This is a genomic window from Asaia sp. A2 (genome assembly GCF_057319415.1).
Genome location: NZ_JBXWTO010000011.1, coordinates 18,977 through 31,861, shown reverse-complemented (window position 1 = coordinate 31,861; position 12,885 = coordinate 18,977). Strand labels below are relative to the sequence as shown.

General features: G+C 60.7%; 14 protein-coding genes. 7 read left to right on the top strand and 7 right to left on the bottom strand.

The genetic code is table 11. The features are described from left to right. Positions 1-104: 104 nt before the first annotated feature. The 4 genes from ACWNRM_RS10560 to ACWNRM_RS10545 all read right to left on the bottom strand — a co-directional run bounded on the left by ACWNRM_RS10560 (position 105) and on the right by ACWNRM_RS10545 (position 3,953). Positions 105-341 carry a hypothetical protein gene (locus tag ACWNRM_RS10560; RefSeq protein ID WP_485170747.1) on the bottom strand — a complete coding sequence of 79 codons (237 nt, stop codon included), beginning with the start codon at positions 339-341 and terminating at the stop codon, positions 105-107. A gap of 192 nt (positions 342-533) precedes the next feature. After that, a complete protein-coding gene (locus ACWNRM_RS10555; RefSeq protein WP_485170811.1) occupies positions 534-1,703 on the bottom strand; it encodes a GNAT family N-acetyltransferase in 1,170 nt (389 codons plus the stop codon). 184 nt (positions 1,704-1,887) lie between these two features. Beyond that, positions 1,888-2,364, bottom strand: coding sequence for a RidA family protein (locus ACWNRM_RS10550; RefSeq protein ID WP_122038358.1), 477 nt, complete (start codon positions 2,362-2,364; stop codon positions 1,888-1,890). Positions 2,365-2,402: 38 nt separating this feature from the next. After that, positions 2,403-3,953 (bottom strand): TSCPD domain-containing protein, encoded by a 1,551-nt coding sequence (locus tag ACWNRM_RS10545; protein ID WP_485170746.1) that lies wholly within the window; start codon positions 3,951-3,953, stop codon positions 2,403-2,405. Positions 3,954-4,171: 218 nt separating this feature from the next. Here ACWNRM_RS10545 and mlaD point away from each other — a divergent pair, with 218 nt between their 5' ends. The 6 genes from mlaD to ACWNRM_RS10515 all read left to right on the top strand — a co-directional run bounded on the left by mlaD (position 4,172) and on the right by ACWNRM_RS10515 (position 8,565). After that, on the top strand, positions 4,172-4,672 hold the full coding sequence (gene mlaD / locus ACWNRM_RS10540; RefSeq protein ID WP_023978262.1) for an outer membrane lipid asymmetry maintenance protein MlaD: 501 nt from the start codon (positions 4,172-4,174) through the stop codon (positions 4,670-4,672). Continuing rightward, positions 4,669-4,875, top strand: a complete 207-nt coding sequence (locus ACWNRM_RS10535) for a hypothetical protein (RefSeq protein ID WP_062165560.1) — start codon at positions 4,669-4,671, stop codon at positions 4,873-4,875. Before mlaD ends, ACWNRM_RS10535 begins: the two co-directional genes overlap by 4 nt. A gap of 10 nt (positions 4,876-4,885) precedes the next feature. Continuing rightward, positions 4,886-5,788: a DUF2155 domain-containing protein gene (locus tag ACWNRM_RS10530; protein ID WP_485170745.1), complete on the top strand. Its 903-nt coding sequence runs from the start codon at positions 4,886-4,888 to the stop codon at positions 5,786-5,788. A 193-nt stretch (positions 5,789-5,981) separates the two neighbouring features. Continuing rightward, entirely contained in the window at positions 5,982-6,725 is a 744-nt protein-coding gene (otsB, locus tag ACWNRM_RS10525; protein ID WP_485170744.1) for a trehalose-phosphatase, read from the top strand. Then, positions 6,725-8,068, top strand: a complete 1,344-nt coding sequence (locus ACWNRM_RS10520; RefSeq protein ID WP_485170743.1) for an alpha,alpha-trehalose-phosphate synthase (UDP-forming) — start codon at positions 6,725-6,727, stop codon at positions 8,066-8,068. The genes otsB and ACWNRM_RS10520 overlap by 1 nt, the downstream gene beginning before the upstream one ends. Then, positions 8,065-8,565 (top strand): disulfide bond formation protein B, encoded by a 501-nt coding sequence (locus ACWNRM_RS10515; protein WP_485170742.1) that lies wholly within the window; start codon positions 8,065-8,067, stop codon positions 8,563-8,565. The genes ACWNRM_RS10520 and ACWNRM_RS10515 overlap by 4 nt, the downstream gene beginning before the upstream one ends. Before the next feature lie 54 nt (positions 8,566-8,619). On the opposite strand, the gene ACWNRM_RS10510 is transcribed toward ACWNRM_RS10515, so the two are convergent. Then, positions 8,620-9,411: an aspartyl/asparaginyl beta-hydroxylase domain-containing protein gene (locus ACWNRM_RS10510; RefSeq protein ID WP_485170741.1), complete on the bottom strand. Its 792-nt coding sequence runs from the start codon at positions 9,409-9,411 to the stop codon at positions 8,620-8,622. A 346-nt stretch (positions 9,412-9,757) separates the two neighbouring features. On the opposite strand from ACWNRM_RS10510, the gene ACWNRM_RS10505 reads away from it, so the two are divergent. Next, positions 9,758-10,111 (top strand): UrcA family protein, encoded by a 354-nt coding sequence (locus ACWNRM_RS10505; protein WP_485170740.1) that lies wholly within the window; start codon positions 9,758-9,760, stop codon positions 10,109-10,111. Between the two features lie 11 nt (positions 10,112-10,122). Here ACWNRM_RS10505 and ACWNRM_RS10500 read toward each other — a convergent pair whose 3' ends face one another. Together ACWNRM_RS10500 and ACWNRM_RS10495 are read right to left on the bottom strand one after the other, a co-directional pair. Then, positions 10,123-11,922 (bottom strand): ATP-binding protein, encoded by a 1,800-nt coding sequence (locus tag ACWNRM_RS10500; RefSeq protein WP_485170739.1) that lies wholly within the window; start codon positions 11,920-11,922, stop codon positions 10,123-10,125. Positions 11,923-11,928: 6 nt separating this feature from the next. Then, entirely contained in the window at positions 11,929-12,642 is a 714-nt protein-coding gene (locus ACWNRM_RS10495; RefSeq protein ID WP_485170738.1) for a response regulator transcription factor, read from the bottom strand. Positions 12,643-12,885: the final 243 nt, after the last annotated feature.

Here is a 12,885-nt window from a genome sequence, read left to right as displayed (position 1 = left end):
TGAATCCAGCCCGCCGGTTTTCGGCAGGTCAGCCGAAACATCAGGGACGGGAATTCATCATTCTGGCAGGGCCGATCATTCCGGTACCTGCCAGAATAGCGCGTTCAGATGGCGAGGCCTTCCGTACGCTCGCTCCAGTGGGTCGAGCCACCCGAAGCAGATGCCTCGCTGCGCTCAGCACTGTCGAAGCCGAAAAACATCTGGGCTTCGGCCCAGACAAATGAGGACTGGGCCATATGGCCGTGTGTTGCGGCACCCTGCGATCCCTCGCCCCGGCTGCCATGGCTTTGCGCCAGCAAGCGGGCAAGATCGGCAGCGCCGGTCGAAAGATATCTGATCATTCAGTCTGACCCTTGCGACTGCGCCCCCGACCGGAGCATTTCCCCCAGCCAGACAAAGGCGCATGGAAAAAACGGCCCGAAGGATTGTCATCGCGGGGGTTCTCTCCCGGGATTTCAATCCGCCGGAGGGGCATGGGAAAAACCGCATTACCCCGGAAACAGGGTCAGCCTATATGATAGTGAGAGTCGTTCTCAACAACTATTTTCATGGCGATAGGGCGAAAGAGCGGCGAGTGCGTCTTTCTCTTCGAGAATGGCCCGTCTCTCCTCGGCAAGATAGGGCCGCACAGCCCGCGCCAGAGCCGGATCTCGGATAAAGTGGGATGAATAGGTCAGGCTGGGCAGGTAGCCACGCTGGATCTTGTGCTCACCCTGCGCCCCTGCCTCGACACGAGACAGGCCATGCGTGATGGCAAAATCAATGGCACGGTAATAACACAGCTCGAAATGCAGGAAGGGCCACTCGCCCTCGCATCCCCAGTTGCGCCCATAGAGCGTATCGCGCCCTGCCAGATTCAACGCTGCTGCCACGGGCTCGCCCTCGTGCAGGGCTTGCATCAGCACGATTTTCTCACCCAGACGCTCTGACAGACCCGAAAAGAAAGCGCGGGTCAGATAGGCCTGTCCCCATTTGCGGTCGATGGTCGCCTGATAGAATCCATAAAACCGATCCCAGTCGCGACCGGTGATTTCCGGCCCGCGCAAGGTGCGAAATTCCAGCCCGCATCCCTGTGCATCACGCCGCTCACGACGGATCGCCTTGCGTTTGCGCGAGGCCAGCGCTTCGAGAAACTGCTCGAAATCCTGATAACCATTGTTATGCCAGTGATATTGCAGGCCCAGCCGCTCCATCCAGCCATGTGAGGCCAGAGCCTCCTGCTCCTGACCGGTGCAGAATGTCATGTGAATGGAGGACAGACCCAGCTCCTGACAGGCCTGACGCAGCGCATCGCCAAACACCCCGCGTACTGTCCCTTCCGTAAGGTGATCATGGGTCAGCCGGACTGGATCGATGAGCAGACGCGGCCCGCTGACGGGAGAAAACGGGACGGCAATCTGAAGCTTGGGATAATAATCCCCTCCCGCCTGCTCATAGGCGCGCGCCCAGCTCTGGTCGAAAACATATTCTCCGTAGGAGTGACCCTTGAGGAACAGGGGAGCCACGGCAACCAGCGCCTCGCCATTCCTGAGCGCCGCATAACGCGGCAGCCACCCTGTTCTGACCCCGACAGAGCCGCTTTCCTCAAGCGTCAGGAAAAAACCGTGAGACAGAAAGGGGTTATCGTCCCCGGCACAGCGATCCCAGAGAGCGGCGTCAATTTCGGCAATGGACGCATGAAGCGTCAGGGACCAGTCTGTCATGGGCAGCATGTGGTCCGGGCCGGGAGGCAAAACAACCTTGTCCGGCATCGTCAGGCTGCAAAACGTGGCTTTGCGCATCCTGCGCGCCTGTCAGGGGTGATTGACCAGCGCAGGGCAGTCCCGAAAAGCGCTGTCAGGCGCGGCAGCAGAAATGCCACGCCCGCAGGGCTTTTCGAGGGGGTGATCAGGCGATTTCGATCAGCGCCTCAACCTCGACCGGCGCATCCAGCGGCAGGGAGGGTACGCCGATGGTGGAACGGGCATGGCGCCCGGCGTCACCGAACACGGCAACCGCCAGATCGGAGGCGCCATTCATGACGGTGGCGTGCTGCGTGAAATCAGGCGTGCAGGCAATGAACCCACCAAGACGCACAATGCGCTTCACGCGGGCCAGATCGCCCAGTTCGGCCTGCACCTGTGCGAGAATGTTGAGAAAGCAGAGTTCGGCACATTCACGCCCCAGCTCGGCCGCAACATCCTCACCCAGCTTGCCTGTGGCCTTGAGCGTACCGCCTGAAAGCGGAAGCTGGCCGGAAACGACCAGAAGCGAGCCCGTGCGTGCCACAGGCACATAGGTTGCCACCGGGGCTGCGGCCTTGGGCAGTTCGAGCCCGAGAGCGGCCAGACGGGCGGTCGGGGTTTCGTCAGGGGTCTGTGACATCGGCTTGTCTCCTTGCAGAGGGGCTGAGGGGATCTCCCTCAGCTGACCAGTCGCAGCCTGCCACGCTCACGCGGCGGAAGATCACCCGGGATATCGAGCGGCAACATCGGATCCTCCTCGATCACGTGAGGATCTTCGGGTGCACTGTCGGGCAGACGCTTGCCCAGATAACTATCTGACAACGCCCTGAAGGCATAATCAAGCAGCGATGAGGCATAAGCCGCCACAGGATCGCCCTCGACCGTACCGGCAGGCCCGAAGCGCGTATGGGCAAACTGCTCGACATACGCCGCCAGCGGGGCACCGTGCTGGAGGCCGATGGTCACGGCCTGTCCGACGCTTTCAAGCAGGCCACGCACCATCGCGCTCTCACGACCGGGCGTAAGCGAGATCTCGCCCAGCGAGCCATCCTCATATTCACCCGTCCGCAGATAGAGCCGATGCCCGCCAATCGCACTGCGCTGCGTGAACCCGCCGTGACGTGCCGGCAGGGGGCGGCGCACACCACGCTCCAGACGCGCACGCAAAGGCAGGGGCGACGCCGGATCGGGGCGCGCAGGCATGCGATCGACAAATCCGGTCAGGGCGCGATGCATCAGAAGATGGGCATCGGGTCCGGGCTGGGGCAAGGGATTATCGCCCAGCACCGCACGGGCGAGCGCGCCTTCCAGCGACAACCCGCGATGAGCCAGCCGTGACAGGGCGCTTGCACGCAGCGTTCCATCGGCACGCAACGGCGAGAAGATGGGAGCCAGCCCACATGCCTCGACACCCAGCAGGGCATCGACAGGGCCGGGCTGGGAGAAGCCGGTCTCGATCAGCACCCTGTTGGGCAGATCGGGCAGCGTGTCCTCCATCTCGTCGCGTATCTGGCGCCCTGTAACTTCAAGTCCCGGGATCGGGCAGGAGACGGGAGGCAGCGGCACCGGCCCTGCACCCTGACGCGCGAGGGAGGTGGCAAGCCAGCACAGATAGCAGGCGGCATCACGCCCGGTCTCACTGTCATAATCGAGCCCCATGAGGGCGAGACAGCTATCCAGATTGGTCAGGAGCAGCGTCCCTGCGGGGCCGCCCTGAGCCTCCTGCTCGGGGGTCTCGGCCGCAGGACTATCAAAAAGTGGCAATTCACCATTGAGCATGGGGCCATTGACCGCATGGAGGCGTCGCAGGGTACTACAGGCCAGACGAACAAGCGTGACAAAGGCTTCACCTTTGAAATCGCCCTCCTGAACAAAAGCCGCCAGATTGACCACGAACCCGCTGCGACGATCGACCTGATCCTGCCAGAGCGGCGCCATCGGCGCCATCTGTCGTTCCAGCAATGCGGCTGCCAGCGCAGCTCCAAGACCGGCACTGCCGACTGAATCACCCGGCAGGGCAGGCAGGCTGGTCAGCCGGTCGAGCCAGCGAGCGGCCTCGCTCGAAAGGCGCAGGGCGCCAGTCGATGCCGAAAGCTGCAAAAGCGCTATTGCCGCTTCGTCTTCCCAGCTTGCAGGAAGGGTTACGGCGCGCAGGGCGAGATCGTCCGGATCGGCAGCGACATGCGTTGTGCGCATACGCACCCCGTTCCAATGGAGAAGCGTTGTCATACCCTTGAATCTAGGCATCGACTCGGGCCGGGAAAAGGGTGTTTCGGCACCAGCCACAGGGGATAATGGTCCGCAAAATGGGGATATGGTGGATAACATTCCCGCCCCCTGCCAGGGCAGGGTGATGGACGCTTGCAAGCGAAGCCTGTAGGAATGGCAGGGTTGTCTTTCAACAGCGCACCCTTTCCGGGGTCCAAGCCTGCGAGTTGCCAAATCCCATGAGTTCACTGTCTGGCGTGCGCCCTCGTCGCGATCTTCTCGAACTGACAACCGGTTTCGTGGTTCTTGCGATCCTGGCGGCCCTGCTTGCCCTTGCCGTTCTGGGCCGTCATCAGGGTGGCAGCGACGGCTATATGCTCAAGGCCGTTTTCAACCAGATCGATGGCCTTTCGGTCGGGTCGGATGTCCGTCTGGCCGGCATCACGGTGGGCCATGTCACCTCCGAGCAGGTCGATCCGAAAAGCTATCGTGCGCAGGTCAGCTTCACGGTACGCAATGGCATCAATCTGCCAACCGACAGCGCCGCCATCGTGACGTCTGACAGCTTGCTTGGAGGGAAGTATATTGCTCTCTCCCCCGGCGGCGATGAAAAGAACCTGACACCCGGCTCCGTCGTAGGGCAGACCCAGGGGGCCATCAGCCTCGAACAGCTTCTGAGCAAGTTCATTTTCTCGGTGACGGACTCGCTCGACAAGAGTCGCAAGGCCGCCACCCCATGAGCGAGGCGACACCCTGGACCGACCGCAACGGCACCCCGATTGCCTGCGTGGAGAAACTCAAGGTCCTGCGTGAAAACGACACCGAGCTGCGCCAGACGCTGCAGGACGTGTTCGAGGATGCCCTGCTGATGGGCGTCGCCCCCGATGTCATGCGCCGCCATCTGGCTGGCATGATTGACGCGCTGGAAGAACTCAATCCATGAAATGCGCCCTATGAAACGCACCGGGATACACGCTCTTGTTCAAACGCAGGGCCACAAGCGCGGCCTGCGTTCCTCGGGCCTCGCGCCTCTGGCTGTTATTGCCCTCATGGCCGCCCCTTCCATGCCCGCTCTGGCGGCGGAAGCCGTCGCGCCTCCGGTGATGTATCCGGCTGGTCTGTGGCAAGGTCGCGGTGAGGCCGTGATCCGCGTTCTCAACCGGACCGACTCCCATATCGAGACAATGACCATTCCGGTTGGCGGGCAGGCGCAATATCGCAGCCTGCATCTTGGCGTCACGCGCTGCGTCGAACGCCCCGAAACCCTGCCGAGCAATGCGGCAGCCCTCATCACCACCAGTGACGACACGGACCCCGGTGCCCATTACACGGGCTGGATTCTGGCGCAGGAACCTTCACTTGGCGCCTACAAGAGCGCGCTCTACGGCATTTCGGTCGTTGCATGCTCCGGCCCGAAGGCCGACCCCACACTCGCCCCCCTGCCGCAGCCGGTCGTGCCTGTTCTGGGCACGAACACACCTGATAGTGCCCAGAGCCAGCCGGGCGATCTGAACGATCCATCCCAAGGTTCTGCCGCGTTACCTGTGCGCTCCGGCACACTCCCGGCAAATGGCGGTAACCCGGCCAGTGGTGCTTCGGCCGGGCCGACCCGCCTTACGCCGCTCGGTGACCCCGCAAACAGCTCACACCCCATGGGAGGGGCTTATAATCAGCCCACCCGCAACGAGACGAGCCAGGGACAATCACTCCCTCGTCCCCCCCAGTCTCCTTCGTCCAGCGCCGATCAGGGTGGTCCCATGCAACTGGCGCCCCTTTCGGGCGGGCCGGTATCAAACAGCGCGCCATCGAATGGCGGTGGTCAGCCCCTTCCGCCCCCGCAGCCCTACGGACAGTAACATCGCAGGCCTGCCCATTGACGGCGTGGCGCCCGGTCGCCACGCCGTCCGACAAGCCCGATCCAGTGTCGCGGATCGGGTGCAAAGCAACAAAATGACATGACGACCATATTCTGATCAGATTTGGGGCTGATAACGCAGCTGTGCCTGTATTTCGGTGCAACCGCGTATCAATGAGGAAGTTATCAAACCCATGACAACCCCCTCTCCCACGGCGACTCCGTCATCTGGCCCAATCGCGCCCTCTGCGGATCACGCAGCCTTTCTGCTCGATTTCGACGGGACTTTGGTCGATATTGCCCCCACACCGGCTTCTGTTCAGGTCGAGCCCGGCCTGATCGAGACGCTGCTGCGCCTCAGAGACCGTTGCGGCGGTGCGCTTGCCATTGTTACCGGGCGTCCGATCGAACAGATCGACCATTTTCTGCCCGGTATCCCGACCGCTGTTGCAGGCGAGCATGGGCTTACCCTGCGTCGCAGCCTTGATGGACAGGAAGAACCTGTTGTCACAACGCCCCTACCCCCGGAATGGCAAAGCCGTGCCGAAGCCCTGACTGGGCGTTTCCCCAATACGGCGCTCGAACGCAAGAAGGCGGGGCTCGTGCTGCATTATCGTGGTAATCCCGACGCTGGCAGCATTTTCGAGCAGGAAATCATCGCATGGCTGGCGGGTCAGGATGATTTTGAAATTCATCCGTCCAAGATGGCCTGGGAAATCCGCCTTGCCGGTATTCACAAGGGCAATGCCGTCGAGGCTTTGATGGCGCAGCCTCCTTTCGTCGGGCGCATACCGGTTTTTGTCGGGGACGACGTGACTGACATGGACGGCGTTCGGGCCGCCAAGGCTCTTGGCGGGGTCGGTTATCTCATTCCTGATGACTTCCCGACCGCCCATGAATTCAGGGCATGGCTTGCCCGCTATGTGGAGACTGCCTGATGGGTCGCCTCGTCGTTGTTTCCAACCGTGTCCCTGCCCCGCGTGAACGCAGCCAGCCCGCAGGCGGTCTGGCTGTGGGCGTACGCGATGCCGTGCGTGGCACGGAGAGCCTCTGGTTTGGCTGGTCAGGCCGCCACACCACGCAATCCCGCGAGCAGACGCCCAAGCTCGACACCCATGAGAGCTGCACCTATGCCACGATCGATCTGACGCGCAGCGAGTACGAGCATTTCTACGAGAAATTCTCCAACGGGCTGCTTTGGCCACTCTGCCACTATCGTATCGGGATCATCGACTACAAACGGATCGACTATAAGGTCTATCGCGAGGTCAATGCCCTCTTTGCCGATCAGCTCGTCACTCTCTTGCGCGAGGACGATACGCTCTGGGTCCATGACTATCATCTCTTCCCGCTGGGCGCGAAACTGCGTCGGCGTGGCGTGAAGGCCAAGATCGGCTTTTTCCTGCATATCCCGTTCCCGCCCTGGAGCGTGACACGCGTGCTTCCCTGCGCCGAGGAAATGCTGCGTGAGATGGCTGCCTATGACCTCATCGGTGTGCAGACCGAGGAAGACGCCCGCAACATGAACGGGTGCTTCGAGGCCAATAATCTGCCCAACCGCGCCGTTCATTTCCCGATTGGCATCGACCCGGTCGAATTCAGCGAGCAGGCCGAACAGAATGTCATGGCCGAGGAGGTTCAGCGCCTCCAGGCGTCCCTTCGTGGCCGCAAGCTCATCCTTGGCGTGGATCGCCTCGACTACTCCAAGGGGATCCCGGAGCGCATCCACGGCTACGAGACTTTTCTCAACCGCTACCCCGAGCATAAGGGTGAGACGGTTCTCCTGCAGATCACACCCGTCTCACGCGCCGGTGTCGCCAGCTATCGTGCGCTGCGTCGTGAGCTTGATGAGATGGCAGGGCATATCAATGCCATGCATGGTAACTTCGACTGGTCACCCATTCGCTACCTCACCCAGTCTGTCCCGCGCGAGGTTCTGGCCGGTTTCCACCGCATCGCCGATGTGGCACTGGTCACCCCGTTGCGCGATGGCATGAATCTTGTGGCCAAGGAATTCGTCGCCGCGCAAAGCGCCGATGATCCGGGCGCCCTCATCCTGTCATCGCTCGCCGGCGCTGCGCCTGAAATGGAGCAGGCCCTCATGGTGAACCCGTATGATCACGAAGGCATTGCCGATGCGATCCATGCCGGGATCACAATGAGTCTTGAAGAGCGGCAAAGACGCTGGCAGGCTCTGCATTACGACGTCACCCAGAATACCGCAGCAAACTGGGCCGATCGTTTTCTTGAAATGCTCAGAGAGACCGAAAGACAGGAATGATTGCTCGACTGACCGGTGGATTACTGTTTTTCGCCGGTATGGCCGCAATTGGCGTCGCCTGGTGGGCCGAGCACGTGCTCGGCTATGCCCCGTGCGAGCTTTGCCTTATCGAGCGTGCGCCGTGGCGCATCGTCGCCTTTCTTGGCGTTCTGGCCCTGCTCATCCCGGGTATGGTCGGGTTCTGGGCCACGGTCCTGAGTCTGCCAGCCCTTGCTGCAGCCGTCATGCTGGCCGGGCTCCATAATGGCGTTGAGCAGAAATGGTGGGAAAGCCCGCTTCCGGCCTGTCACGCACCCGTATTCCATGCAGGCGCCAGCTTCCACGAGCGTATGGCCAGTATGCCTCTTCGTCCTGCCAAACCCTGCGATGACCCGACCTATCTCTTTCATCTGCCTGTTTCGATGACGGTCCTCGGCGGTATTGCTGCCGCGCTGCTGTTCATCCTCGTCAGCTATAGCGTCGTGCTTCAGGCCCGGCGCTGGCATGCGGCACGCTGAACAGGCCGTTTCATGCCCCTATCCTGATTGAGGCAGGGACATCAGGTACTTCGGTCAATGAGAACCAGCCGCCGCGCCTGATGTCGGCCCCGGCATCCGGTCGAGCCGCTTCTTTATCTCCTGAACAAATCGCGAGTGGCGCACACAGAACAGGAACAGGCGAAGCAACAGTCTTGCAGGCAAACGACAGGGACGCTGTATCTGAATAAGAAGGATATAGCGATCTTCCCCGGTATCGTTCAGCACCTGGTGGTTATAGGTGTCGTCAAACAGCAATGACTCACCATCTGCCCAGGAATAGACGTGGTTCCCATCATCACCCTCAATGGTGATCTGACAGGAAGCCCTGTCTCTGGGGATCCTGAGCCCGAGATGATAAACGAGCGTTCCTTTCGTCATTCCAACATGACGAGGGATACGACAACCCGCCTCGAGTACGGAAAAGCTCGCCGTTACCAGACCGGGAACACGTCGCAGCAGAGCGGCCGTTCTGGGAGCCCGGCGGCAATTCTCCTCACGACGATAGCCATACCCCTCAAAAAAGAACGAGCGCCAGCGAAGATCGCCCGCAATACGGCCGTGCTCTTTCGATATAGCCCCCAGGGATGGAATATCCTGAGCGCGAAGCTGGACAGCCTCATCGCGTATGACTTCCCAGTTCTGTTCGATCATCCGCACCCACGGAAAGAACCGCGCATCAACCAGGGCAGTATTCGGAATGAGAGATTGCTTGATAATAAAGCGATCAACAGACGGACGCATGTCCTTGCCGATCTGATAGAGCGATTTCCCAATAAACGGTATCTTCCGTCCGTGATCTTGCACACGTTTGCCGAGGTAATCCACCAGTTCCTCCTTTTTTCGGGACCTTGCCCTGACTGGAAGACTGTTTCAATCATCACTGATAGTTTTTCAGGGCATGTACGCCTGATTGACTCGCACCAATATTCTGCCGCTCATCAGCAGTACGTACCGGTGCGAAAAGACAAGCGTCAGACGCAGACCTTCCTGGAAATGTCTTACACGACCAAAAAATAATTTTTTTTCTCATAATATGAGATTATTTGACATTCATTTTGCCTATATGGGGATTTTTTCCTCAAAAAACTTTCGTACCGCTGATTTGGCATGACGTTTGCATGAGTAAAATCGAACCTCAGGCACAGGGCTTGAGGCACACAGGATTTCGATCATGCTCACATTCACCAAGTCGATCATTGCTGCTGCCTGCCTCGTGGCACTCGCTGCTCAACCTGCAATGGCAGAAGACGGCACGGCTGGAACCATGCAGGTCAAGCCAAACCAGACTGCGCAGATTGACGTGACAAACACCAATCTGACGTCAGACCGCGACTGGAACCGTGTTGCCGATGCCATTCGCGCAAAGGCAGCCGATGTCTGCGAACTCAGTGTCGGTGCAAGTGAGCGCCGTGAGGCTGAAATCGAAGAGTGCACCCAGGCAGCGTATGACAACGGCGTCCAGCAAATGCGCGATATCTATGCTCGCCGTGTCATGGTCAGCCAGACACGTCTGGCACATTCGTGAACGAGCCGGCGCTACAGCGCGCGTGGCAAGAGGATGACGAAACGGGCGCCTGTAATCCGACCCGTTTCGTCATAACGGTTCTCGGCATGGAGCGTCCCGTGAAGGGCCTCGATAATCTGGCGGCTGATCGCCAGCCCCAGGCCTGAATGCTGGCCGAAATTCTCGGTCTGGGGTCGCTCCGAATAGAAGCGGTCAAAAATATCCTCGAGTTTGAGAGGCGGAATACCCGGCCCCTCATCACTCACCGTTATACGGATCTGCCTGTCCTCGGGACGCATGAAGAGCGTTATATGCCCACGTGGGGGAGAGAATGAAATGGCATTGCCAATGAGATTGCGCAGGACCTGAACAAGACGGTCCTCAACAGCCAGAACACGCAACGGATGATTGGCATCGTCGTGGGAGTCATCAAGAATGATGATCGCGTCTTCCGGTTTGCGCGTCGTCTGATGCATCTCCGTCAGGATAGAGAGCAGCATACCGACCGCCACGGGTTCAGAACGTGTTCGTGACAGCTCGGCGTCGATACGGCTTGCATCCGCAATATCGCTAATCAGCCGGTCCAGACGGCGGACATCGTTGTTGATGATTGCCAGAAGGCGCGTCTGTCGTTCGCGGTTCTCGATACGCGGCAATGTCTCGATGGCCGAGCGAATGGATGAAAGCGGGTTCTTGATTTCATGGCTCACATCAGCCGCAAAGCGCTCGATCGCGTCCATGCGGGCCCATAGTGCAAGCACGCTGCCACGCAGTGCCCGCGCAAGCACGCCAATTTCGTCACGGCGTACCAGCAGGGATTCCGGCACGCTGTCAGCGCGCCCGGCCACATCGCGCATGTCATGCGACGCCACCGCAAGACGCAGCAGCGGGCGGGCGATGGTGATCGAGAGATACCATGACAGCAGGACCGTCACGGCCATCGCCGCCAGAAACAGCGAGAGTATGGAGGACCGGACGGCAAACAGCGAACGATCGACTTCCTGGGCCTGGCGTGTAAGCTGGATGATCCCCACGGTCTGACCGTCATGGATGACCGGCTCTGCCACCGTGATCACCAGCTCATGCTCGGGGGTACGCCGGATATAGGGCGCGGCTTCGGCACCCCGATATTCGCCTGCCGAGCGCAGAGGCGGCGGCGCATCCTGCGTTTCCAGCATAACAATCCCCTCGCGGGAGGAGAGCGGCAGCAGGGAAAGCAGCCATTCATAGGCAATTTCGATGCCGTTATTGCGTGGCGGCTGCCAGCGTGGCGGCGGCGCAGGCTCGCCCGCCCCCGACTGCCCCTTGCGGTCGCGGCGCACAAGGGCGGCTTCGTTCAGGCTATCGGCCACCAATGTGCCATCCGGCCCGACAAGGCGCGCGCGCACATTGGGGCTGGGTTCGGTCAGCCGAAGCAACAAGGGCCGCGCCTGCGCCCCGTCGAGCATGAATTCGGCACCAGGAAAGGGATGACGGGCCGGGTCGCGCACCACGGCAATCTGCCCCATGGCCGCCGCGTAGATATGGGCCTGCTCGCGCAGGGCATTCACATCGGTTTCAAGCAGGCTGTTCTGGAAGTCGTTCAGGAAAAGCAGCGTGACGGCCAGAATCGCCAGAGGCAGCGTATTGAGCAGGAAGATACGCCGCATGAGCGGCGAAGCGAAACGCGGCAGCTGGAAGCGGCGTGTGATCCGGCGGCTCTCGCGTCCAGCCTCCAGCGCCAGCGTGTCACCATGGCGAAATGAGCGCCGACGCAGGCGTTTGAGGGCCTGTGACATGCCGCCCGGCGCGCCGCGCCGCGACCGCCTGCCGATTGATTCACGCTGCGGCATTCCGGATCAGTCTTCCTTGTAGCGATATCCTATGCCGTACAGGGTCTCGATCTGGTTGAAGTTGTCGTCGATCTGCCTGAACTTCTTGCGGACACGCTTGATGTGACTGTCGATGGTGCGGTCATCCACATAGATGTTTTCACCGTAAGCCGCATCAATCAGCTGGTCGCGTGATTTTACCATGCCCGGACGAAGAGCCAGCGCCTTGACCAGCAGGAACTCTGTGACGGTCAGCATGATATCCTGACCCGCCCAGAGGCACTGATGGCGTGTCTCATCAAGGGTAAGGCTGCCACGCACGATGGCGGCGCCTGCGCCTGACGTACCGTTGCCCTCGGCGCGGCTGGCATCCTGCCGGCGCAGCAGGGCGCGGATGCGCTCCAGCAGCAGGCGCTGCGAGAAAGGCTTGGTGATGTAGTCGTCCGCACCCAGACGCAGGCCCATGAGCTGGTCCAGCTCCTCATCCTTGGAGGAGAGGAAAATGACCGGCAGGGATGAGCGCGCGCGCAGGCGCTGCAACAGTTCCATACCATCCATGCGCGGCATCTTGATGTCCAGCACGGCCAGACTGACAGGACGCGCGAGTATGCCCTGCAAGGCGGCTTCGCCATCGGTATAGGCGTGCACAACAAACCCTTCAGCCTCCAGCGTCATCTGGACCGAAGTGAGGATGTTACGGTCATCATCCACCAGGGCGATGGTGTGCTTTGTCGTCTCCATGCGCGATTTATCCGCCTTCAATTTCTGCCTGTTGCCAATCCAAGGGGGGTTGGCATATGGCTTGTCACAGCCACCTATATCTTACCACGCGGCTGCGCCCAAGACGGGGCTGCCGAAAACGGTCGGACATCGCTGAATGGTCGACCCGAGTGTTTCCGTGGCTTCTGGCGGTCATGCTCGCCCCGTTGCGGGGGAGTACGCTGAAGCCGACCTTTTGCTGCCCGGCCTGACCGGGCCCGATTT